The organism is Bradyrhizobium sp. AZCC 1610, from assembly GCF_036924515.1.
GTDB lineage: Bacteria > Pseudomonadota > Alphaproteobacteria > Rhizobiales > Xanthobacteraceae > Bradyrhizobium.
Map to the genome: position 1 here is coordinate 2,314,071 of NZ_JAZHRR010000001.1, position 21,270 is coordinate 2,335,340.

Here is a 21,270-nt window from a genome sequence, read left to right on the forward strand (position 1 = left end):
TGGCGGCTTCGGTCTAGCCGCGCATTTCCACGCCGGCCCATTCCTCAAGCACTTTCGCGATCGAGGTGAAGTCGGATGACGCGCCGTACTTGGCGTTGGTAATCGCGAGCATCTGCCGGACCAACGAGCCGCAGACCATCGGGACGCCCATGGCTTCGGCTTCATCGACGCAGAGCCGCACGTCCTTGTAGGAGAGGCCGGTGGTAAATCCGAAATCGAAGGTGCCGGGAAGCACGGCGCGGGGGAATTTGTCTTCGGAGGCGCTGTTGCGCCCGCTGCTGGCGTTGATGATGTCGATTAGCACCTTGGCATTGACGCCGCCCTTGACGCCCATCGCCACCGCTTCGGAGGTGATCACCAGGGCTGCCGCGGCCATCAGATTGTTGGCGAGTTTTGCCGTCTGCGCCGTGCCCGGCTTGTCGCCGGTGTAAAACAGTTTTCCAAAGTGCTTCAGGATAGGCTCAACCCGGTCATAGGTCGCCTTCGGGCAGGACACCATCACCGCGAGCGTGCCATTCACCGCGCCCTTGATACCGCCACTGACTGGCGCATCGACCAGCGTCAGGTTCCTCGGTTCGAACCCTTTCGCGATCAATTTGGCGGCGCCGGGTCCGGTGGTGGAAAGGTCGATCAGAACCGTGGCGCGGTTTCCGGCAACAATTCCATCGGGCCCCAGCGCAACCGCCTTGACTATGTCGGGAGTCGGCAGACTGCACAGCACGAGATCGGTGCTCGATGCGACTTCGGCGGGCGATTTCGCAAGCCGTGCGCCACGCGCAACCAGCGCCTTTGTCGCCTCGTTCTGCGAATCGTAAACGCACAGCGAATAGCCGGCGTCGAGCAGGCGCCCGGCCATCGGCCCGCCCATGCGACCCGTTCCGACAAAGCCGATTGTTTCCGCTGCCATGATTCGCTCCCTGTCGCGCCGCAAGCACGGGCGCATTCTTGTTCTTGCCGCACCAGAGTTCCCCGGTCGCGTTTCGCCGAATTTCAAGATTGTCAGTCAATCTGTCAAGCATAAGATTCTTGTCGACAGGCCCTGTCGCGCCGGAATAGGGTCGGAAAAACAAGGGTCCGAGGAATTCGCTCAGTGCGGCAAGATGAAGCGCAAGGCGCCGGCACAATTTTCGCCAATTTCGTTGCCGGTACGGTGTGGGCGGATGTCGTCGCGCAAAATCACGAAGCGAAACGCTCGATCCTGAACTTTTTCGCGACCGCGCTTGGGTCGGCGAATGACCCTGCTGTCACCGCCGCGTTGCGCACGTTGTTGCCGTTCAGCGGCACCGCGACATCCGCGGTCATCGGTCGTCCAGAACGGCTCGATGCGCTGGCTGCGTCGTTCGTCAACGCGATTTCGGCTAATCTGCTCGATTTTGACGATACCCATCTGGACACCATCATTCATCCGGCGGCGCCCGTCGCAGCGCCGGTCCTGGCATTGGCGCAAGCGCGAGGGTTTTCGGGGCAGGCTATTCTCACGGCGTTCATTCTCGGCGTGGAGGTCGAATGCCGCGTCGGCAACGCGGTGTCTCCGGGACATTACGCGCGTGGCTGGCACATCACCTCGACTTGCGGGGTGTTCGGTGCGGCCGCAGCCTGCGCGAAACTGCTCGGGCTTTCGGCGGACCAGATTTCAAATGCGATTGGAATTGCCGCCAGCCAGTCGGCCGGGATCGTCGAAAACCTGCCCAGCGCCGCCAAGAATGTCAGCGTCGGCAACGCGGCGCGCAATGGCCTGTTCGCGGCATTGCTCGCGGCAGAAGGCTATTCGGCATCACCACGGGCCATTGAGGGACCGCTCGGCTGGGCCCGCGCCATGGGCGACGAACCCGATATTGCGCGCTTGACGGGCGGTCTCGGCAAGGCCTGGGAGATCGCGAAGAATTCCTACAAGCCCTATCCGGCGGGCATCGTGTTTCATGCGGTGATCGACGCCTGCTTCAGTTTGCGGGCGAAGCTGAACCGGCGCATCGATGATATCGCGTCCATCACGGTGCAGGGCTCCGCGCTCCTGCTGGCGCGTGGCGACCGGCCGGTTCGCAACGAACGCGATGCACGGGTCAGCATTCATCATTGCGCCGCCTGTGCGCTGCTGTTGGGTGCGGCCGGCGTCACTGAGTTCGCAGACGCGACCGTATTTCGGCCGGACATCGTGTCCCTGCGCCAGAAGGTGAGGGCGGCGCTTGACGCTTCGCTTCCGGATGGTGCCGCGCGCGTCGCTATCCATCTGACGTCGGGAGAGACGTTCAGCGAGATCGTGATGGAAGCGAAGGGCAGTCTTGCCGACCCGCTGTCGGATCGTGATATCGAAGCGAAATTGCGCGATTGCGCGCGGCTGGGTGGAACCGATTGGGATACAGATCGCATCATCGACGATGTTTGGCGTCTCGACACGCTTGCGGACGTCTCGGGCCTGATGAGGGCGCACGGCTGAGCCGCGCCGCCTTGAAAAACAGTTCTCAAACGATGGAAGGAGCCAACGATGAGTGAGTTGTTCGACAAGGGCCTGAAGGTCCGCAAGGAAGTGCTCGGCGAGGACTACGTCAACAAATCCATCGCAGGCGCCGACGAATTCACCCGGACGATGGCGGAATGGTCGACCGAATTTTGCTGGGGTGCGTTGTGGACGCGGCCCGGGGTTGATCGCCGGACGCGCAGCATCGTCAATCTGGCAATGCTCGGCGCCCTCAACCGGCCGCATGAATTGAAGCTGCATGTGAAGGGCGCGCTGAAGAACGGTCTTACGAAGGAAGAGATTAAGGAAATCCTGCTTCAGGTCGCCGTCTATTGCGGCGTGCCGGCGGGAATCGACGCATTCCGCAACGCGCGCGAAGCGTTCAACGAGGTCGATGCGAAGTGATTGCCGGTCCATCCGGAGGTGACATGGTCGAGCAGGAGTACGAGCTCTTTGCCATCCGCTACGCCACCCGGGAGGCGCGGCGCAGCGACCATTTCATCGGCGGCGACCCGCACGACGGGCCGATGCCGATGGACTACTTCATGTGGGTGGCGAAAGGAGGAGGGCGTACCTTCGTCATCGACACCGGCTTCAACGCGGAGGTATCGAAGAAGCGGAAACGGACATTCCTGCGCTGTCCGGTGGAGACGCTCAGCGCGTTCGACATCGATGTGAATGCGGTCGAAGATGTCATCCTCACGCATTTGCATTACGACCATGCGGGCAATTTCGATCGGTTCCCGAGCGCGCGATTCCATCTCCAGGAGCGCGAGCTTGCGTATGCCACGGGGCGCTTTATGCGATATCCGAGGCTGTCGCATTCATTCGAGGTCGAGGATGTCTGCGGAATCGTGCGGCTCAACTATGCACGCCGCGTCTTGTTCTACGATGGCGACGCCGAACTCGCTCCCGGCCTTACGATACATGCGGCGGGAGGCCATTCGGCCGGACTTCAGTTCGTTCGCGTTCGGACCCGCCGGGGCTTTGTCGTGCTGGCCTCCGACGTCAGTCACTTTTATGAGAATATGGCAAGTGAACGTCCGTTTACGACCGCTCTTCATATCGGCGAAATGATGGAGGGGTTCGACCGGTTGCTGAAGCTGGCGCCGGACGAGAGCTACGTCATTCCCGGCCATGATCCGCTCGTGATGAAGCTATATCCGGCCCCGAGCCCGGAATTAGAGGGCATTGCCGTACGCCTCGACGTGCCGCCATCGGGAGCCGCGCCCGTTCGCGCTGACTACCTGTCGGAGCACTAGCCGATCTCGATACGATTTCGACGGAGGCGAGTGCCTTCGAGGCGCGATGCCGTGCTTATTTCTCCGCCGCGGCTTTTAGAATCGGCATTAGCCGTGCGGATTCGCTTTTGACCAGGTTCGCGAGGGCTTGCGGTCCGCGGCGGCTTTGCTCCACGCTCTCGGCGCCGAGATCGGTCAACCGCTTCTGCACGGCCTCCTCGTTGAGCCCTTTGCTCAGGGCGTCCGCAAGCTTGTCGACCACCGCCTGCGGCGTGCCGGCTGGCACAAACACCGCGTAGAACGGGGCAATATCGAATTCGGGCAGGCCCTGCTCGTGGGAGGTTGGTACATCGGGCAGCAATGGGCTGCGTTTCTTCGCGGCGACCGCCAGCGCCTTGACGTTGCCTGCCTGCACCTGGCTCAGCGTTCCGAGCACGGGATCGCATTCATAGTCGACTTGACCCGCCAGCATGGCATTCAACACCGGCGCCGTGCCGGTAAATGGAATCATCGTCGGCTTGATGCCGATCGCCGCGTGAAGCAGCAGGCAGCCGATATAGGATACCGAGCCAAGCCCGGCGTGCCCGACATTGAGCTTGTCTGGGTTGGATTTAGCGTAAGCCACAAATTCCTTGAGGCTATTGGCGGGGAAGTCCTTTCGGACGACCAGCAATTCGGGATATTCGGCCGTCAGCCCAATCGGCGCGAAGTCCTTTTGCGGGTCATAGCCCAAATTCGGATAGAACGCCGGCGCCAGCGCATTGGTGCCGAGATGACCGGAAAGGATCGTGTATCCGTCGGCCGGCGCGCGGGCGGCGCGAAGCGCTCCCGTGGTACCTCCGGCACCCCCGACATTCTCCACCACAAATTTCTGGCCAAGATGGCGGCTGAAGATGTCAGCGACGATCCTGCCCGTGACATCGGCCGGCCCGCCGGCGGCAAAGGGAACGATGACCGTGACCGTTCTTGAGGGATAGTCCTGAGCCTCTGCGCCATTCATTCCGACCGTCATGAGAAAAAGGGCCGCTGCTATCAAATGCTTTGCCATTATCCGCTCCCTGAAATTTCTTATTGTTGTGACCATATCTCAGCCTCGCCCGCAGACAAGTTGAGCTAGCGTGGTTGCTGCTCGCGCGTCGGAAAGACCTTGTCGACCGAAGGCGAGCCGGCTCGGCGAGAGTGGCAAGGCGTTCGAACGGAAGCATGGGACGGAGCAGATTAGAGGGAAATATTTGTAACGAAGGCTCTCCCCAGCTCACTTGGACACCTTTCGACATAAATAGCGGTCGAGCAGCAACATTCGGTCATGCCCGGCCAGATTCCGGGGCAATGTAATTCGTCTATAAGGGGGCGGGGTAAGCCAATGAATGTGCGCTCCGCGAGCGATGCTGGCTGCTCGATCGGCTGGATGGCCGCGGCAAGAGCGGCCTGCTGCTGTTCGGCAATGCGATCATTGTCGGCTCATATGCCGTGCTCTGCTATCAGGCCCTCGCAGTGGCGGAGAGCTGGCTGCAGCGAACAACGCCACCCCTTCGGTTATCGACATTCTGATCCCGCCCTCCATCCCGATGATCCTGTACGCGCTGGTCAGTGGCGTCAGTGTGGCCGAGACGCGCTTTCGGGAGTCGATGGTTGAGGCCGGCATCGCTACAGGCGTCGTGATGCTCGTCATCATGGGGAGCGCCGTCATTGGCTGGCTTCTGACCTTCGACCAGATCCCTACCCGTTTTGCGGAGTGGGTGAAGGCGACGATCGACAACAAGCTTCTTATCATTCTTGTGCTGAATCTGCTGATGTTGATCGTCGGCATGCCGCTCGATCTGCCGCCGGCCATCCTGTTGCTTGGCCCGATTTTCGTGCCGCTTGCCGCGGCCATTGGGCTCGATCCGGTGCAACTTGGCCTGATCATGATCATCAACCTCGGCATTGGTCTTTACACGCCGCCGATCGGCACAACACTATTCATTTCGGCTGCGATCGCCAGATGCTCCCTGGTGGAGACCACAGCGGGAGCTGTGGCCGTTCTTTGCCGTGGCGATGGCTGTGCTGCTTGCCGTTAGTTACTTCCCGGCCCTGACGATCTATTGAGTGGGAGCGGACATTACCTCCGCACTTCCTGAGTGGACCGCGTAGCGGTTCGCTTTATCGCAGCATCTTCGCTATGGCGAGCAACTGCTCGACCCGCAGCGCGCAAGTTTTCTTACGCTACCATCGCCAAAACTACGACCGCGGTTCTGAAGCGCTGGCTTGGCGAAAGCGGCATGCTACTTTGCGGCCGAAGTAGATGGGATTGATCAGTAGGCACAAATCAGCGTGGTGCTGCACGCGCTCATCCGGTACTGCAATGCTGTACCGGACAAGGCGCGGCATCATCGAAGAACGAACAGGCGATCGGCTTAAGCACTTGAAACGAAAGGAAAATGCCCCAATAGTCAGCTTTGAATTTGTGTCGGCCCAAAAATCAGCTATTCCGGACAAGACGATAAAGCGAAATAACATCAATATGTTAGCGCATCAATTTTCCGTCGCACCCATGATGGACTGGACCGACCGGCATTGCCGCGTGTTCCACCGTCTGATGAGCCGGCGCGCGCGGCTTTATACGGAGATGCTGACAACCGGCGCCATCATTCATGGCGACCGCAGGCGGCTGCTTGGCTTCGATCCAAGCGAGCATCCGGTGGCGCTGCAGCTCGGCGGTTCGGAGTCGGCCGATCTCGCGACCGCTGCAAGGATCGGCGAGGATTTCGGCTACGACGAAATCAATCTCAATGTCGGCTGCCCGTCCGACCGGGTGAAGGACGGCCGCTTCGGCGCGTGCCTGATGGCGGAGCCGGCGCTGGTTGCCGACGGTGTTGCGGCCATGAAGCGCGCGGTCAAGATTCCCGTCACGGTCAAGTGCCGGATCGGCATCGACGACCAGGATCCGGAAGTGGCGCTCGACCTGCTGGCGCGCGGCGTGGTCGCGGCCGGCGCGGACGCGCTGGTCGTGCATGCCCGCAAGGCTTGGCTCAACGGACTGTCGCCTAAGGAAAACCGCGACGTCCCGCCGCTCGATTACAACAGGGTCTATCGGCTCAAGGCCGCGCTGCCGGATGTGCCCGTTATCATCAATGGCGGGATCGGCAGCCTTGCGGAGGCTGCGCGGCATCTCGGCCATGTCGACGGCGTGATGCTGGGGCGGGCGGCCTATCAGGAGCCGTGGCGCTTGCTCGACGTCGATCCGGAATTGTTCGGCGAGGCGGCACCATACGCCACCATGAAGGATGTCTTCGAAGCGATGTTTCCCTACATCGAAGACCAGTTGGCACAGGGCGCGCGGCTGCATTCGATGACGCGGCACTTCGTCGGCGCGTTTCACGGCGTACCGGGCGCGCGCGCCTTCCGCCGCCATCTGGCGGAGAAGGGCGTCCGGCCGGGCGCCGGCGTCGACGTATTGCGCGATGCGATCGCGCTGGTCGAGGATCGTGCGGCGGCGTTGGTCGCGGCGTGAAGCGCCATAGTCGATGTTATCTTCAGAAGATGGTGGTTTCTGGAGCGTCGCCGCGCCAGGCGCGCGCGATCAATTCGCGGATCGCCTCTCGCTCGATCGGGCGCGGATTCCAGTAGGGATTCTTCATGGCGAGGTCGACAGCCTGGTCGATACCGCTCTCGGGCATACCGATCTCGCGCAGCGATGCTGGCGCAGCAAGCTTTCGCGCCAGATCATAGAGACCTAGCGCCGGGTCGGGCACGCCAAGCGCGGTGGCGATACGCGTCATCGCTTCAGGCTCGGCAGGCGCATTGTAGGCGAGGGCATGCGGAAGAATGACGGTGTGGGTCTCCGCATGCGGCAGATTGAACGACCCGCCCAGCGTATGGCAGAGCTTGTGATGCAGGGCCATGCCGACGGCGCCGAGACAGATGCCGCCGAGCCAGGCGCCATAGAGTGCGTCGGTGCGCGCGGTCCTGTCGTCCAGCCGAGCACAGATCATGGGCAGGGCGTGCGCCAGCGTACGAATGCTCTCCTGCGCCATCAGCGATGTCACGGGATTACGATCCCGCGCGTAGAGCGCTTCGACCGCGTGCGCGATGGCGTTGATGCCTGATGTCGCGGACAATCTCGGAGGCATCGTCATCGTGAGGTCGACGTCATAGATGACGATCTCGGGAAGAATTTTCGGGCTCGATTGCGTGGTCTTGATCCCGCCGCTGGTTTGGCCGACGACCGGCGTCATCTCCGAGCCGGCGTAGCTTGTCGGCAGCACGATCTGCGGCAGGTCGGTGCGCAACGCGATCGCCTTGCCGAGGCCGGTGGTCGAACCGCCGCCGATCGCCACGAGACAATCGGCCTGCACGTCGCGCACGGTTTCCATGGCCCATTCCGTCACCTCGACGGGCGTATGCATCACCGCGCCCGTGAAGACGCCGGCGAAGCGTTCGCCGATCATCTCCCGGATGCCGGCGACCAGATCTTTCTGCCGCGGAGTCGCCAGCACCAGCGCGCTGACGACGCCGAGGCGGGACAATTCGTCGGGCAATTGACGCAGCGTGCCGGTGCCGAACACCACCCGCATCGGCGCGCTCTGATAGACGAAGTCTTGCATGGCCGCTCCTTGCGGACGAAATGGCCGGCTCCGGGATCAGATCGCTGCCGGAGCCGGACTTTCCGCATTGACGCCCCGTCTCAAGAGGCGGGCTGTGCAACCTTGCGCAAGCCGGCAGTCTCTTCAAGGCTGCTCGCGGGTGCGCTCGCCGGCCGCCGGGCCAGCAGGATAATCGCGCCCGCTGCGATCGCCGAGATGCCGATCGACAGGAACATCGGCGTCGGGCTCTGGTAATATTGCTGCAGCGCGCCGGCGACGAACGGGCCGAGAATGGCGCCGACCCGCGCGACCCCGAGTTCCATGCCAACCGCGGTGGCGCGCACGCCAGTCTCGTAGGACGCCGCGGTAAAGTTGTTCAGCACGAACTGTGCGCCGATGATGAAGAAGCCGGCGGCCGCAACCGACGTGATGTTGACGATGTGATCATTCAGCACCACGAGGGAGAGCACCGCGACGCCGCCGATCGCCCACCAGGTTGCGATCAGGCCGCGGCTGCTGCCGGACTTGTCGACCAGATGCCCAAGCACGAGAGCGCCGACGAACGACATGATCTGCATCAGCGCGCCGAAGCCGAAGCTTGCGGCAAAGGTTTCTCCCCGCTGCATCATCACGGTTGGAATCCACCCCGACAGGCCGAAGATGCAGAACAGGCTGAGGAACGCCGACGCCCAGATCGCGAACGTGGTCCGGCGATATTTGGTATGAAGCAGCACCGCCACCGAATTGACCGGCTTCTCCGCGTGTCCGACGGCAATTTCGGCCGACTGATAGACGCTTGCGCGCTCGGGCCGAAGCTTGCTGAGCATGTCGCGGATTTCGCCGGTGCGGCCTTGAAGGGCAAGGAACTTCGGTGACTCCGGCAACATGAAGTGCATGAAGGGAAGCAGCAGGAACGACAGCGACCCGATCCAGTACAACGAGGTCCAGCCAAACGCCGGCGTCGCGAACACGCCGGCGACGCCGGCGAGCGTTCCGCCGAGCGCCCAGCCGAGGGCGACGCCCCATAGCGCAAACGTATTCGCCACCCGCCGCGGCGCCAGCTCGTTGATGTAGGTCGTCGCCAAAGGCAGCAATACGCCGAGCCCGATGCCGGTCAGAAGTCGCAGGATGCAGAATGACAGGAAGGAGTCCGCGGACGTCGCGGTCAGCAGCGTGAAGATGCTGGTGATCCACAGGCCCCCGAGCAAGGTGCCGCGGCGGCCGAGGCGGTCGGCGATGATGCCGTGGATCGCAGCGCCGAGCAGGAATCCAACGAGGCCGCTGGAGATCAATAGTCCGGCCTGTCCGGCCTGCAGGCCCCACGGCTTTGCCACATAATGAATGACGTAGGCCGGATTGAACGTGTCATATCCATCGAACAGCGTGAGCAGTCCCATGATGGCGCCGAGGCGCCAGTGAAATTTGCCGACCTTTGCCTCGGCTAGTTCCTCGTGAAGATCGATTGCTTTCGCAGTCATGGCCGTATCCCTCCCAGATGGTGATTATGTCGTGTGAGACCGCTTATTCTGCGGCTTGATGGATGCCGTGCCCGGTGACAGTGGTTTCGCCGAGATCGAGCTTGAACAGGTCGATGGCGTTACGTCGGCCGATCTTCAGGCGATCGTTCTCGCTGATGCTGGCGCTGTTGAACCAGTCGGAGGCATGATCGACGTTTTCGAACGGCCAGTCGACCGAGAACAGAATGCGGTCCGATCCGATCTCGAGAATGGAGTCGATCAGCGTTTGCGTCCGGAAATTGCCCGACGTGGTCAGGAAGAAGTTGGCGTTGAAGTAATCGCAGATCTTCTTCTTGGCCTTGTGCTTCGGCGGTGCCTTGACCCAGCCGTTGCGATGGTCGACGCGCCACATGCTGTAGGGCAGGCCTTCGCCCATATGGCCGAGGATGATCTTGAGTTTTGGATAGGCATCGAACAGGCCCGATCCCATCAGGCGCAGCGCATGCACCGCGGTCTCCTGTCCAAAGGCCCAAGTGGGGCCCATCAACCACGGATGCCCTTCGTAAATCCCGCAGTCTTCCGGCAACGGATTGCGCGGATGCAGGTAGAAGGGCAGGCCGGTTCTTTCAACCGCCGCCCAGAACGGCCAGTATTGCGGCAGGTCGTAATAAACGGGGCGCTTACCGTCACCGATTTGCGAGAAGCCATTGACCAATGCGCCGCGGAAACCGAGCGTCTCGATACAGCGCTCGAGTTCCTTGATCGCGAGATCCGGATCCTGCATCGGCAGCGCCGCGAACGCCTGAAACCGCGACGGGCGCTTGGCGACTTGCTCGGCGAGGAAATCATTGGCCCGGATCGCAATCTCGTTGGCGCGCGCGACGTCGGGAATCGCCTGCACGGCGGGCGCGTTCAGCGACAGGATCATCATCTCGACGCCGTGCCGGTCCATCTGCGCCAGCCGCTTGTCCTGGATATCCAGCAGGCGATCCTTCAGCTCCGGCCAGTAGGAGTCCGGGACGAAGCCCGCCGAATCCATCAGCGTGTCCGGGATAGCGAAATGTTCCTCTAGTGCGATCTTGCCCTGCATGTCGTCCTCGCTGATGTCTGATGTTGATTAGTATTGGCCTTGCGGGGTCAGCCCGAGCGCGAGCTGACCGTACATGGTGCCGACGGCGTCCCAGTTCATGCTGATGTGGCGGCCGACGGCATTGGCGTCACGCCAGGCGCGCTGTACCGGGTTGGAAAGATCGAGACCGAGCCCGCCGGTCGAAGCGTTCAGCGCTTCGGTGGCGCGGATGGCGAGTGCGACCGAAAAGGCCTGGCCGCGCCGGCTGACGATGCGATCCTCGATCGAGACCGGCTTGAGGTCGCGGATCGTCGCCGCACGATCCTTGAGATCGCGCAGCAGCACTTCGCGCGCCGCGTCGACCGAAGCGGTCGCTTCCGCAACGCGCAACTGGATGGTCGGGAAATCCGCCATGCGATTGTTGTGGCCGGCCACCGCGCCGCGGGTGATCCGCCTGGAGGTGACGGCAAGATAGTCTTCCAGCGCGCCGGCCGCCGCGCCGACCGCGGCCGAGGCCAGGCAGGAAGGGATGTTCGACAGCATCGGGATCGCGAAGGCGGGGTTATTGGCATAGAGCGCGGCGCCCGGCGTCTTGCCGGACGTGGTGTCGGCGAACGACAGCAGGCGGTGCGCCGGCACGAACACGTCCGACAGCACCAGCGTCTTGCTGCCGGTGCCGCTGAGGCCGACGACATTCCAGGTGTCGTCGATGACGTAGTCGGAAGCGGGGACCAGCAGGAAGGCCGGCGCAAACTGTCCGCTTTCGGTCTTCGACGGCAACAGCGCCGCGCACAACGACCATTGCGCGTTGTCGCAGCCGCTGGCGAACGACCAGCGTCCGGTGAGGCGATAGCCGCCGTCGGCTTCGATCGCCTTGGCCGCCGGCGCGTAGGAGCCGCAGGCCACTGCATCGGGATTGCTGACCCAGACGTCGCACTGCGCCGCTTCCGGGAATCCCGCGATCAGCCATTGATGGGCCGCGAGCAGGCCGCCGACCCAGGCCGTCGAGGCGCAGCTTTTCGCAAGCTCGATGTTCAGTTCGACCAGCACGTCGAAATCGTGCTCATAGCCGCCGAACATCGCCGGCTTGACGATGTCGAAATAGCCGATGTTGCGTAGGGCAATGATGTTCTCTTCGGGAACGCGCCCGGCCTTTTCCGTGGTGTGGGCGCGCGCCTTGATCTGCGGTGCGACCTGCGCCACGCGGCTGCGCAACTCGACAATATCAGGGCGAAGCGACTGCTGTGCCGGCACGTCCTTCAACTGGGCGACTGATACCATTGGTTTGCTCCGTGGCTTCGATGGGTTGAAGGCGGTCAGGTGGTGGGCGCGGTTTACGCAGCCTGGCTGTCGTGCGGCACCGAGAAACAGTAGGTCGCATCCTGGTAGATCAGCGGCTCGATCGGATCGCGCACGTTCACGGTCTCGGCTTCGCCGATGAAAATCGTGTGCGTGCCGTAGGGCACGGCGGCCGCCTTCTTGCAGAAGATGTTGATCTGTGCGTCGGCGAGGTAGGTGACGCCCTCGGCCGAGGTCATCCAGTCGCCGAGCCCGAACCGTTCTTCGGCCGGGAGCGCGCCGCTGAAGGCGGATGAAAGAGTGGCCTGATCGCGGCGCAGCACGTTGACGCAGAACCGGCGCGCCAGGAGCATGATGTCGTGCAGCAGCGTTTGCTGGTTGACGCAGACGATCAGCGAAGGCGGATCGAGCGACAGTGACGTCACCGCGGTCGCCGTCATGCCGTGGCGGCGGTTCTGGTCTGATGACGTGATCACCGAGACCGCCGCGGGAAATCGCCGCAACGCGCGCTTGAACGTTTCACGCAATTCGTCGGATGCAGAATCCAGCGACATGGTTTCCTCCACTGAAATTCCGCTCTTGTCCGGCGGCTTAACTTTCGTCAACAATAGTTGCACATGCAAATATCGGTCAAGGGAAATTTTCAAATGCAACAATTGCCTTGAAAAGCGATCCGTGCCCGGCTATTGGAAGATTGCAAAAGTTGCACCGAGGCAGGACGCAAGACCTTGTACAGGCTGACAAATTCCTTTCCCTACCTGCTCAACCGCGTCGGCGTGCAGATGGGCGAGCTGTTTTCCAGGCGCATTGCCGGCTACGGCGTGACCCTGCCGATGTATCGTGTCATGGCCGCGCTTTGGGAAACCGGCGATCAGCGGCTCGGCGATCTCGCCGCGATGACGACGATCGAGATATCGACGTTGTCGCGGCTGGTGGGTGAGATGAAACGGCGTGGCCTCGTCACGCGCGCGCGGCTGAAGGACAACGGCCGCACCGTTGCGATCAACCTCACGCCGAAGGGGCGGACACTGGTCGAAGAGTTGATCCCGATCGCCATCCACTTCGAGGAGGTTGCGGTGCGCGATTTTCCGTCGAAGAACATTTCGGACCTGAAGACAATTCTGGCAGAGATCTACGAGAGCCTGAAATCGCTCGAACCCGAGATCGAGGAAGCGAACAAGGCGCGCAAGGCGGCAAAGTCAAAAGGCTGACGTCTCCGCGGGTACGCGGGGGGAGCGCTGGACGCGCCTCTTATGCCAAACTGGCGTCCGCCTTTAGCTGCGCATGGCGGCGCGGAAGCCGACGAAGCTCAACGCGCCCGCTACGATGACGGCAATCCAGCTCGCCCAGAACGGCACATCGACGCCATTCAAGGCGACTGTCCATCCCATCACAATCCGGATCAACTGCAGAAGTGCGATCAGGGCAAAGATGGCGGCGGCAAGCGTGCAAAAGGTTCTTATGGTCATTGCCCATCTCCGACGGCCCACGGGGACATGCTCGTTCCCTGAAGCCAAAATGGGGAGGGACCGGCGCGGCGGCCACTGCCCTTGAACAGGAAGTGGTTTTAACCGAGCCACTTTCGATGTGTCGCACAATCGCCGTTTCGCGACGCCGTGGGTCGGAATCACTTCCGCCCTTGGCACCTGCGAGAGTTCCGACGGCGATCGAGGTGTCTGTTTATCGGGGCAGACCAGATGTGATCGGTACACCGTTAAAACGACGCGAGTGACCCCATTCGGACATCGCTGGACGGCCCACTGCAAAACAGGTCTTGAGCATGCTCAGTCGCGGGTCATCGCGACCACCTTGAAGTCCTTGTCGAGCTTGATGTCGTACTGCCCGTCCTTGCATTTGGCGTCATCGACTTCAAAGTAGCCGCTGCCCTCGGTCTCCTTTTCCATCTTGCCGCCCGTGCAGCCAAAGACTTCCAAGGCAGCCTTGATCTTCTCGGCCTCTGCCGGTGTTACTGGGGTGTCAGCAAGCGCGAAAGTGCTGCTTACAAGTGCGGTAGCGAATGCCATCAAGAAGGGCTTCATCTGTGCATTCTCCAATTCAGCAAACCAGCTTAAGCCAAGTCTGTTCCAACCGAAAGGCGTCAGGAGGAAATCCCGACCTTAAAGTGCGGGGTAGACCTGCGGATGTCTGATCGCGTCGTTATCGGCATGTCTGCCTTTGCGAACCTCATGGAAGCTAAGCGGACATGATCAGTTTGTGAGTCCACGCCTTAGTCGTCCGTGAAGAATTCCCAAACCGTTGATTTGGAATCCAGAAACGGCATTTTGCGGTAACGGCATTTGCCGGAAAGTTGGCCTTTGGAACGTGATTCCTTGCAAACTTGATTTGTGATTCACTCGCCGTGAACGGCGTTGGCGAGGGGATTCGATGCGACCACGGGAGCGGAGCGAGACGGGAGAACAGGACCTTTTCCGCTCCCGGCTTGATCAGATCATCGACATGAAGCATCCGCTGGTGACGCTGGGGCGGACGGTGGATTGGGGGTTCCTGGAGGAGCGGTTCGGCGAGGTTTACACCGATGATCCCGGCCGGCCACCGCTGCCGACGCGCCTGATGGCGGGGCTGGCGATCCTCAAGCACACCTACGACCTGTCCGACGAGGTGCTGTGCGAGCGGTGGGTCGAGAACCCCTATTACCAATACTTCTGCGGCGAAGAGTTCTTCCAGCACCGGCTGGTGTTCGATCGCTCGTCGCTGACGCGCTGGCGCAACCGGATGGGCGAGGAGCGGCTGGCTGCGCTAATCCAGGAGAGCCTGTCGGTTGCCACCAGGACCAAGGCGATCAAGCCGTCCGAGCTGTCGCGGGTGATCGTCGACACCACGGTTCAGCCCAAGAACGTGACGTTCCCCACCGATGCGAGGCTTCTGAACCGGGCGCGCGAGAAGCTGGTGCGGCTGGCGAAGCGTCACGGGGTGGCTTTGCGCCAGTCCTATGCGCGGGTGGGCAAGTTCGCCCTGATCCAGCATCAGCGCTATGCCCACGCCAAGCAGTTCAAGCGCGCCAACAGGATGCTCAAGAAGCTGCGCACCTGTCTCGGCCGCGTGATCCGCGACATTGGCCGCAAGATCGAGGGTAACGGCGTGCTCGAAATGGCGTTCGCAAAGCTGCTGGCGCTGGCGCGTCGCGTGCGCGAGCAGAAGCAGCATCAGCGCGGACCGAAGGTCTATTCCCTGCACGCGCCGGAGGTCGAATGCATCGGCAAAGGCAAGGCTCATCGGCCTTACGAGTTCGGCGTCAAAGTCTCCGTCGCCACCACGATCGGCCACGCCAAGGGTGGCCAGTTCGTCACCCATGTGAAGTCGCTGCCCGGCAATCCCTATGACGGCCATACGCTGGCAAACGTGATCCCGGACATGGAGGCGCTCATCGGCAACATCATCGCGCGCCTCCTCGCCGACAAGGGATACCGCGGCCACAATGCGCCACCCGATTACAAGTTCAGGGTCTTCCTCTCCGGCCAGAAGCGAGGGGTGACGCCGAAGATCAAGCGCGAACTGCGCCGCAGGGCCGCAGTCGAACCCGTCATCGGCCATCTCAAAGCCGAGCACCGCATGGGCCGCAATTATCTCTGGTTCCGTCGCGGCGACGCCGCCAACGCCGTCCTCGCCGCCGCCGGCTACAACTTCCGCCGTCTCATCCGCTGGCTCAGGCTCTTGCTGCGCCTGTTCCTGACCACACTCTTCCTCAGCCCGCTGAATAATCCGGCGTGAAATCGGTCTTCTTCACGGACGACGCCTTAGTTCGCAGCCGCGCGGCGCTTGCTCCGGCCTGCCACCTCGGGATAGCCGTGCAGCATCACCTTGTCGGCCCGCACGCCCCAGCTTTCCAGCCGGTCCAGAAAACTCATTCCGAGCAGGTTGGTCTTCATCTGGCCGCGCGGCACGACCAGCGCCGGAACCGATTTCTCGACGAGTTGACCTACCGCGAGACGATCGAGGGTCAGCCGCGCCGCCTTGGTGTGACCGCCGGCGGTTTCGACGTCGACATTGTATTCGAGCATTTCGATCGGCAGGCCGATCGCCTTCGCCGTCTCCCAGGTCAGCACCACCGACGTTGCGCCGGTGTCGATCACCATCGGCGCCTTGACGCCGTTGATCTTGGCATGAAGCGCGAATTCGCCGGCCTTGCCGCGCGCGATCTGCACGGCGGGCGCCGGCTCCAGGCTGCGTTGCCGCAGCATTTTCGATACCGAATTGCTGGCGCGCGCGATCTGGTCCGGATCGCCGTAGGCCACGACGGCGCCGGCGGTGGCGGCGAGCATCGCCAGAACGAGCATGAAGCGGATCACAGCGCGCCTCCGCCGGTTCGTCCGGTGATCAGCCGCGCTCGCTGCGCGGCGGCATCTGCACGAGGCCGGCCTCCGCCATGCGCGCCGCAAGCCTTTCCATCACGGCCAATCGTTCCGCTGTCTCCATGCGGTGCCAGCGCGCGATCTCCGGCAACGTTCGTCCGCAGCCGAAGCAGAGTTTGGTTTTGGGGTCCATCATACAGACTGCGATACACGGCGTTTCTTTGCTCATATAGCGATAGTGAAATGGTTTGCGTTCCTTGCGCAAGCGCTCCAGCTACAACCCGGTTCCTGCACTCATGATCGGTTTGTGGCGCGCCCGCCGCTTGTCGTCGGCGACCGCTGTGACGGTGGGCTCCGGCTGCAGCGGCGGGGCCTCCTCGGCCATCGGCGCCAGCGCGCTCATCACGCGTTCCGGCGGGAAGGTGACGATGACTTCGGTGCCGATGCGCAATTTCGATTTCAGCGTGAAGGTGCCGCCATGCATATCGATCAGGCTCTTTGCGATTGGAAGGCCCAGCCCCGCGCCCTGTTCGGCGGACTTGATCGAGTTGGAGCCCTGGCCGAACGAGGCCAGCACGATCGGGATCTCGTCCTCGGCAATGCCGGATCCGGTATCCTTGACGCTCAGATATTGCCCGCCGGAAGCGGTCCAGCCGACCTTGAGCCAGATATCGCCGCCTTGCGGGGTGAACTTGATCGAGTTGGACAACAGGTTGAGCACGATCTGGCGCGTAGCGCGTTCGTCGCCCCAGATCCTGGGCATGCCGTGCTCGAACACCTCGTGGATGGTGATGCCGCGGCTGGTCGCGCGCAGCTTCAAGAGATGGTGGCAGTCGGCAACGACGTGCAGCAGCGACACCGCTTCCTCATTCAGTTCGTAGCGGCCGGCCTCGATCCGCGACAGATCGAGAATCTCGTTGATGAGATTGAGCAGGTGAACGCCCGAATTATGGATGTCGGCGGAATATTCCTTGTACACCGCCACCGCATGCGCGCCGAAAATTTCGCTCTTCATCACCTCGGAGAAGCCGAGGATCGCGTTCAGCGGCGTGCGCAGCTCATGGCTCATCTGCGCCAGAAAGCGCGACTTGGCGACGTTGGCGGATTCGGCGCGGTGCCGCGCTTCGTCCGAGATCGCCTTGGCCTGTTCGAGCTCGCCGATCAGCGCGTCCTTTTCGGCGCGCGCTTCCAGGGTCGCCAGCGTGGTCGAATGGAGTTGATGGGCGAGCAGGGCGAAATAGGCTTCGGCGGCAACCGCAAGCAGCGCAAGCGCGTAATTGTCGAAGGTTCCGCTCAGCACGAAATTGAGCGCGATCGCTGCCGTCACCGGTGCGGTCGCCGCCATCGCCGCAATGGGGAGCGTCGCCGCCAGCATGCTCGACACCGCGATCACCAGCAGCATCAGGAACATCATCATCGTGTTCGAGACGGTATCGAGACCGGCCGGATGCAGCAGGATCGCGGTCCAGGACAGGCCGTAGAGCAGGTCGAGCAGCACGAACCGGGTCTGCCACTTGCGCGTCGCCGCGAGCGAGGGCTTCTCGCGGAGGAAGCGCCAGCAATTGCGAATGATGGCGGCATGGATGCAGAGCATGCCGACGGTCCAGATCGCGGCCGGCACGGCGTACTTCCAGAGGCCGAACAGCACGCCGGTCGCAACCACCAGCAGCATGACGACAAAGGAGGCCGATACCCGGGTCTGGGCATATTGCCGGAGCAATTCGGTATCGAACGCCGGGCGGGTTCCGCTTGATGACGTTAACCGATCCCGCGCCTCGCGTACCCGCTGCGCCGCCACGCGCCGGGTGTTGACCGGCGGTCCGGCGGGCGCTTCTGCCGGAAGCTGGACAACCTCAGGCTTTTCTGCGGGGTTACTCATCAAACAACACAAATCCTGCCCGCGAACCGCGCGCGCTTTTGCATTGTCTATCTGTGCCCTAAATCATTAAGCGATGACTTAAAGAGCTAAAAATTTCCGTTAGCGGGAAGTTAAAATTAACCTGTTCCCCAGGCGGAACCCCGCTTCTGACGGGACAAGAAGCGGGGCCCGTTCTGCGATCTTAACCGGCTTTTTTAACTCACCGCTCCAGCCGGGCCATCAGGCTCGACGTATCCCAGCGCTTGCCGCCCATCTTCTCGACCTCGGCGTAGAACTGGTCGACCAGAGCGGTCACCGGCAGGTTGGCGCCGTTGCGGCGGGCTTCTGTGATGCAGATCGAAAGGTCCTTGCGCATCCATTCGACCGCAAAGCCGAAATCGAACTTGCCTTCGTTCATGGCCTTGTAGCGGTTCTCCATCTGCCAGGACTGCGCTGCCCCCTTGGAGATGGTCTCGATCACGGCCGCAACGTCCAGCCCCGACTTCTTTGCGAAATGAATGCCCTCGGATAGGCCCTGGACAAGACCGGCGATGCAGATCTGGTTGACCATCTTGGTGAGCTGGCCGGCGCCGGCGGGCCCGAGAAGCTTGCACATCCGCGCGTAGGAGCCGGCGATGATCGGCTCGGCAGCAGCATAGGCATCTTCCTTGCCGCCGCACATCACCGTCAGCACGGCGTTTTCCGCACCCGCCTGGCCGCCGGACACCGGCGCGTCGATGAACTTGAAGCCCGCCTTGATGGCGGCGGCGTCGAGCTCGCGGGCAACCTCGGCGGAGGCGGTGGTGTGATCGACGAAGATTCCGCCCTTTTTCATCCCGGCGAAGGCGCCATCAGCGCCGATCGTGACGGCGCGCAGATCATTGTCGTTGCCGACGCAGCACATCACGAAATCCTGACCTTCGGCCGCGGCCTTCGGCGTCGGCGCGGTGCGCCCGCCGAATTTGTCCGCCCATTCCTTCGCCTTGGCGCCGGTCCGGTTGTACACGGTCACCTCGTGGCCGCCTTTTTTCACCAGATGTCCTGCCATGGGGAAACCCATCACGCCGAGACCGAGAAAAGCGACTTTAGCCATATGCAATACCTTAGAGTTCGCCGGCGACCTTGGACGGGCCGGACGTTGTTTTGGAGGAAGCCGCACCATACCCCCTGCGCAGGGGAGGGCAACGCCTTCATTTGGCGGGTAAGCTAGGATTTGTGCTAGGATAGGGTCTCAAGAACCTCACAAAAAAGGGAGTGACATCGCATGGGCGTCAGTGTTGGCGTGCTCGACCATTTCAACATCCGGACCCGCAACCTTGCCGACACGGTCCGGTTCTATGAAGACGTTCTGGGCCTGGAAAAGGGCGCCCGGCCGAACTTCGCCTTCCCCGGAGCCTGGATGTACAGCGAGGGCAAGGCGGTGGTGCACCTCGTCGATATCTCCAAGACCGAGGAACCGCAGAAGCCCGATTCCGGCGTCGTCCACCATGTCGCGTTTGCGAGCTACGGCTTTGACGGCATGAAGCGGCGGCTGGAACAGAAGGGCATGGCATACGACTCCCGGCAGGTGCCGGGTGGCGACCTCTGGCAGATCTTCGTCAATGATCCCAACGGCGTCATGATCGAGCTGAATTACGAGGCTGCCGAGGAGCAGGGTATCGCGGCGCCGGCCGAGCGGCGGGACGACGTCGGAGCGAGGTAGCCTTTCGCGCTGAACCGCTCTATGGGTCGCATCCGACTGACGTAGCGGTTTCGAAACGCGGCCCAGCCTTTTCGGATTTGGTCCGAGGCCGATCAGGTCGCGTCAAGAAAGCGCGTCAATACAAGTGAGTAGAGCCCGGTTCTCAATCAGAACAGAAAGGGCTTCAGGAGATGCGCGAGTGAGCGTGACGCAGCAACAGGTTCTCGATTCCCTTAGCCGGGTGGCGTCGCCGCGTGGCGTGCCCTTGACCAATGCCAACGTGCTGTCGGCGATCTCGGTCACCGACGGCAAGGTGTTCTTCTCCATCAATGTCGACGCCGCGGAAGCCCGCGCCTGGGAAAGCGTGCGCGCGCAGGCCGAAGCTGCCGTGCGCGCGCTTCCCGGCGTCACTGCCGCGATGATCGCGCTGACGGCCGAGCGCAAGCCCGGCTCGCCACCACCCGCGCCTGCGCCGCATCGGCACGCGCACGGCGTGCAATCGGTTTCCGCCCACCGTCCGCCGCAAGGCGCGGCGTCGCCGATGTCGAAACAGGCGGAGATCCCTGGCATTGCCGCCGTCATCGCGGTGGCCTCGGGCAAGGGCGGCGTCGGCAAGTCGACCACCGCGCTCAACCTGGCGCTGGGTCTGCGCGATCTCGGCCTGCGTGTCGGCCTGCTCGATGCCGACATTTACGGCCCGTCGGTGCCGCGGCTAACCGGCATCAATGAGAAGCCGCAACTCGATGACAACAGGAAGATGATTCCGATCCAGCGTTTTGGCCTTGCCATCATGTCGATCGGCTTTCTGGTCGAGGAAGACACCGCGATGATCTGGCGCGGGCCGATGGTGATGTCGGCGATTACCCAGATGCTGCGCGACGTGGCATGGGGCACGCTCGATATTCTGGTCGTCGACATGCCGCCCGGCACGGGCGATGCGCAATTGACGTTGGCGCAGAATGTGCCGCTGAAGGGAGCGGTGATCATCTCGACCCCGCAGGATCTCTCGCTGATCGACGCGCGGCGAGGGCTCGCGATGTTCAAGAAGGTCAACGTGCCGGTGCTCGGCATCGTCGAGAACATGAGCTACTTCCAGTGCCCCGAGTGCGGCACGCGCTCGGACATTTTCGGTCATGGCGGCGCGCGGCATGAAGCGGAACGGCTGGGTGTCCCGTTTCTGGGCGAGATCCCGCTGCACATGTCGATCAGGACCACCTCCGATGACGGTAACCCGGTGGTGGCGAGCGAGCCGGACGGTCCGCATGCCGCGATCTACCGGGCCATCGGGACCAAGGTTCGCGACCAGCTTCAGGGCGTCATCGCCGCGGCGTAGCA

22 protein-coding genes are annotated in these 21,270 nt (G+C 62.4%); 9 read left to right on the forward strand and 13 right to left on the reverse strand.

All coding sequences use genetic code 11. From position 1 onward, the window contains the following. Positions 1-13: 13 nt before the first annotated feature. On the reverse strand, positions 14-907 hold the full coding sequence (locus V1279_RS11010; protein WP_334435291.1) for an NAD(P)-dependent oxidoreductase: 894 nt from the start codon (positions 905-907) through the stop codon (positions 14-16). 183 nt (positions 908-1,090) lie between these two features. Between V1279_RS11010 and V1279_RS11015 the strand changes: the two genes are divergently transcribed. From V1279_RS11015 to V1279_RS11025, 3 genes are read left to right on the forward strand one after another with little or no spacing between them, the layout of a single operon-like run. After that, on the forward strand, positions 1,091-2,434 hold the full coding sequence (locus V1279_RS11015; protein ID WP_334435293.1) for an MmgE/PrpD family protein: 1,344 nt from the start codon (positions 1,091-1,093) through the stop codon (positions 2,432-2,434). Positions 2,435-2,482: 48 nt separating this feature from the next. Then, positions 2,483-2,860, forward strand: coding sequence for a carboxymuconolactone decarboxylase family protein (locus tag V1279_RS11020; protein ID WP_334435295.1), 378 nt, complete (start codon positions 2,483-2,485; stop codon positions 2,858-2,860). A gap of 23 nt (positions 2,861-2,883) precedes the next feature. Further along, on the forward strand, positions 2,884-3,717 hold the full coding sequence (locus V1279_RS11025) for an N-acyl homoserine lactonase family protein (RefSeq protein WP_334435298.1): 834 nt from the start codon (positions 2,884-2,886) through the stop codon (positions 3,715-3,717). A gap of 55 nt (positions 3,718-3,772) precedes the next feature. Here the strand turns inward: V1279_RS11025 and V1279_RS11030 are convergent, their stop codons facing one another. Next, positions 3,773-4,744, reverse strand: a complete 972-nt coding sequence (locus V1279_RS11030) for a Bug family tripartite tricarboxylate transporter substrate binding protein (RefSeq protein WP_334435301.1) — start codon at positions 4,742-4,744, stop codon at positions 3,773-3,775. Between the two features lie 520 nt (positions 4,745-5,264). Here V1279_RS11030 and V1279_RS11035 point away from each other — a divergent pair. Then, positions 5,265-5,756: a TRAP transporter large permease subunit gene (locus V1279_RS11035; RefSeq protein WP_334435303.1), complete on the forward strand. Its 492-nt coding sequence runs from the start codon at positions 5,265-5,267 to the stop codon at positions 5,754-5,756. A 443-nt stretch (positions 5,757-6,199) separates the two neighbouring features. Beyond that, positions 6,200-7,189 carry a tRNA dihydrouridine(20/20a) synthase DusA gene (gene dusA, locus V1279_RS11040; protein ID WP_334435305.1) on the forward strand — a complete coding sequence of 330 codons (990 nt, stop codon included), beginning with the start codon at positions 6,200-6,202 and terminating at the stop codon, positions 7,187-7,189. 22 nt (positions 7,190-7,211) lie between these two features. On the opposite strand, the gene V1279_RS11045 is transcribed toward dusA, so the two are convergent. From V1279_RS11045 to V1279_RS11065, 5 genes are all read right to left on the reverse strand, one after another. Next, positions 7,212-8,282: a maleylacetate reductase gene (locus tag V1279_RS11045; RefSeq protein WP_334435307.1), complete on the reverse strand. Its 1,071-nt coding sequence runs from the start codon at positions 8,280-8,282 to the stop codon at positions 7,212-7,214. An 80-nt stretch (positions 8,283-8,362) separates the two neighbouring features. Continuing rightward, complete coding sequence (locus tag V1279_RS11050) at positions 8,363-9,739, reverse strand: MFS transporter (RefSeq protein ID WP_334435310.1); 1,377 nt, start codon at positions 9,737-9,739, stop codon at positions 8,363-8,365. Positions 9,740-9,782: 43 nt separating this feature from the next. Continuing rightward, positions 9,783-10,808, reverse strand: a complete 1,026-nt coding sequence (locus V1279_RS11055; RefSeq protein WP_334435313.1) for an amidohydrolase family protein — start codon at positions 10,806-10,808, stop codon at positions 9,783-9,785. 27 nt (positions 10,809-10,835) lie between these two features. Beyond that, a complete protein-coding gene (locus V1279_RS11060) occupies positions 10,836-12,068 on the reverse strand; it encodes a flavin-dependent monooxygenase (protein ID WP_334435316.1) in 1,233 nt (410 codons plus the stop codon). Between the two features lie 53 nt (positions 12,069-12,121). Next, on the reverse strand, positions 12,122-12,640 hold the full coding sequence (locus V1279_RS11065) for a flavin reductase family protein (protein WP_334435318.1): 519 nt from the start codon (positions 12,638-12,640) through the stop codon (positions 12,122-12,124). Between the two features lie 174 nt (positions 12,641-12,814). Here V1279_RS11065 and V1279_RS11070 point away from each other — a divergent pair, with 174 nt between their 5' ends. Beyond that, positions 12,815-13,297, forward strand: coding sequence for a MarR family winged helix-turn-helix transcriptional regulator (locus tag V1279_RS11070; RefSeq protein WP_334435320.1), 483 nt, complete (start codon positions 12,815-12,817; stop codon positions 13,295-13,297). 63 nt (positions 13,298-13,360) lie between these two features. On the opposite strand, the gene V1279_RS11075 is transcribed toward V1279_RS11070, so the two are convergent. After that, positions 13,361-13,555 carry a hypothetical protein gene (locus V1279_RS11075; protein ID WP_334435323.1) on the reverse strand — a complete coding sequence of 65 codons (195 nt, stop codon included), beginning with the start codon at positions 13,553-13,555 and terminating at the stop codon, positions 13,361-13,363. 315 nt (positions 13,556-13,870) lie between these two features. After that, the gene (locus V1279_RS11080; protein WP_334435326.1) at positions 13,871-14,125 is read right to left on the reverse strand and encodes a hypothetical protein; all 255 of its coding nucleotides are present in this window, start codon (positions 14,123-14,125) and stop codon (positions 13,871-13,873) included. Positions 14,126-14,471: 346 nt separating this feature from the next. Here V1279_RS11080 and V1279_RS11085 point away from each other — a divergent pair, with 346 nt between their 5' ends. Then, positions 14,472-15,815 (forward strand): IS5 family transposase, encoded by a 1,344-nt coding sequence (locus V1279_RS11085; RefSeq protein WP_334431663.1) that lies wholly within the window; start codon positions 14,472-14,474, stop codon positions 15,813-15,815. A 26-nt stretch (positions 15,816-15,841) separates the two neighbouring features. Here V1279_RS11085 and V1279_RS11090 read toward each other — a convergent pair whose 3' ends face one another. The 4 genes from V1279_RS11090 to V1279_RS11105 form a co-directional block, all read right to left on the reverse strand. Then, complete coding sequence (locus tag V1279_RS11090; protein ID WP_334435329.1) at positions 15,842-16,393, reverse strand: TIGR02281 family clan AA aspartic protease; 552 nt, start codon at positions 16,391-16,393, stop codon at positions 15,842-15,844. Between the two features lie 28 nt (positions 16,394-16,421). After that, complete coding sequence (locus tag V1279_RS11095; RefSeq protein ID WP_334435332.1) at positions 16,422-16,625, reverse strand: DUF1289 domain-containing protein; 204 nt, start codon at positions 16,623-16,625, stop codon at positions 16,422-16,424. Between the two features lie 45 nt (positions 16,626-16,670). Next, positions 16,671-18,275: a sensor histidine kinase gene (locus V1279_RS11100; protein ID WP_334435336.1), complete on the reverse strand. Its 1,605-nt coding sequence runs from the start codon at positions 18,273-18,275 to the stop codon at positions 16,671-16,673. A gap of 199 nt (positions 18,276-18,474) precedes the next feature. Then, a complete protein-coding gene (locus V1279_RS11105; protein ID WP_334435338.1) occupies positions 18,475-19,347 on the reverse strand; it encodes an NAD(P)-dependent oxidoreductase in 873 nt (290 codons plus the stop codon). 171 nt (positions 19,348-19,518) lie between these two features. On the opposite strand from V1279_RS11105, the gene V1279_RS11110 reads away from it, so the two are divergent. Both V1279_RS11110 and V1279_RS11115 read left to right on the forward strand, forming a co-directional pair. Next, positions 19,519-19,956 (forward strand): VOC family protein, encoded by a 438-nt coding sequence (locus tag V1279_RS11110; protein WP_334435341.1) that lies wholly within the window; start codon positions 19,519-19,521, stop codon positions 19,954-19,956. A gap of 178 nt (positions 19,957-20,134) precedes the next feature. After that, a complete protein-coding gene (locus tag V1279_RS11115; protein WP_334435344.1) occupies positions 20,135-21,268 on the forward strand; it encodes an Mrp/NBP35 family ATP-binding protein in 1,134 nt (377 codons plus the stop codon). The last annotated feature ends 2 nt before the right edge of the window (positions 21,269-21,270 follow it).

Excerpts from the sequence above, each read along its gene's own strand:
- V1279_RS11100 (WP_334435336.1), bottom strand. The coding sequence starts at position 18,275 with ATGAGTAACCCCGCAGAAAAGCCTGAGGTTGTCCAGCTTCCGGCAGAA.
- V1279_RS11020 (WP_334435295.1), top strand. The coding sequence starts at position 2,483 with ATGAGTGAGTTGTTCGACAAGGGCCTGAAGGTCCGCAAGGAAGTGCTC.
- V1279_RS11010 (WP_334435291.1), bottom strand. The coding sequence starts at position 907 with ATGGCAGCGGAAACAATCGGCTTTGTCGGAACGGGTCGCATGGGCGGG.
- V1279_RS11095 (WP_334435332.1), bottom strand. The coding sequence starts at position 16,625 with ATGAGCAAAGAAACGCCGTGTATCGCAGTCTGTATGATGGACCCCAAA.
- V1279_RS11050 (WP_334435310.1), bottom strand. The coding sequence starts at position 9,739 with ATGACTGCGAAAGCAATCGATCTTCACGAGGAACTAGCCGAGGCAAAG.
- V1279_RS11045 (WP_334435307.1), bottom strand. The coding sequence starts at position 8,282 with ATGCAAGACTTCGTCTATCAGAGCGCGCCGATGCGGGTGGTGTTCGGC.
- V1279_RS11110 (WP_334435341.1), top strand. The coding sequence starts at position 19,519 with ATGGGCGTCAGTGTTGGCGTGCTCGACCATTTCAACATCCGGACCCGC.
- V1279_RS11055 (WP_334435313.1), bottom strand. The coding sequence starts at position 10,808 with ATGCAGGGCAAGATCGCACTAGAGGAACATTTCGCTATCCCGGACACG.
- V1279_RS11035 (WP_334435303.1), top strand. The coding sequence starts at position 5,265 with ATGATCCTGTACGCGCTGGTCAGTGGCGTCAGTGTGGCCGAGACGCGC.
- V1279_RS11060 (WP_334435316.1), bottom strand. The coding sequence starts at position 12,068 with ATGGTATCAGTCGCCCAGTTGAAGGACGTGCCGGCACAGCAGTCGCTT.
- dusA (WP_334435305.1), top strand. The coding sequence starts at position 6,200 with ATGTTAGCGCATCAATTTTCCGTCGCACCCATGATGGACTGGACCGAC.
- V1279_RS11075 (WP_334435323.1), bottom strand. The coding sequence starts at position 13,555 with ATGACCATAAGAACCTTTTGCACGCTTGCCGCCGCCATCTTTGCCCTG.
- V1279_RS11030 (WP_334435301.1), bottom strand. The coding sequence starts at position 4,744 with ATGGCAAAGCATTTGATAGCAGCGGCCCTTTTTCTCATGACGGTCGGA.
- V1279_RS11085 (WP_334431663.1), top strand. The coding sequence starts at position 14,472 with ATGCGACCACGGGAGCGGAGCGAGACGGGAGAACAGGACCTTTTCCGC.
- V1279_RS11025 (WP_334435298.1), top strand. The coding sequence starts at position 2,884 with ATGGTCGAGCAGGAGTACGAGCTCTTTGCCATCCGCTACGCCACCCGG.
- V1279_RS11080 (WP_334435326.1), bottom strand. The coding sequence starts at position 14,125 with ATGAAGCCCTTCTTGATGGCATTCGCTACCGCACTTGTAAGCAGCACT.
- V1279_RS11105 (WP_334435338.1), bottom strand. The coding sequence starts at position 19,347 with ATGGCTAAAGTCGCTTTTCTCGGTCTCGGCGTGATGGGTTTCCCCATG.
- V1279_RS11065 (WP_334435318.1), bottom strand. The coding sequence starts at position 12,640 with ATGTCGCTGGATTCTGCATCCGACGAATTGCGTGAAACGTTCAAGCGC.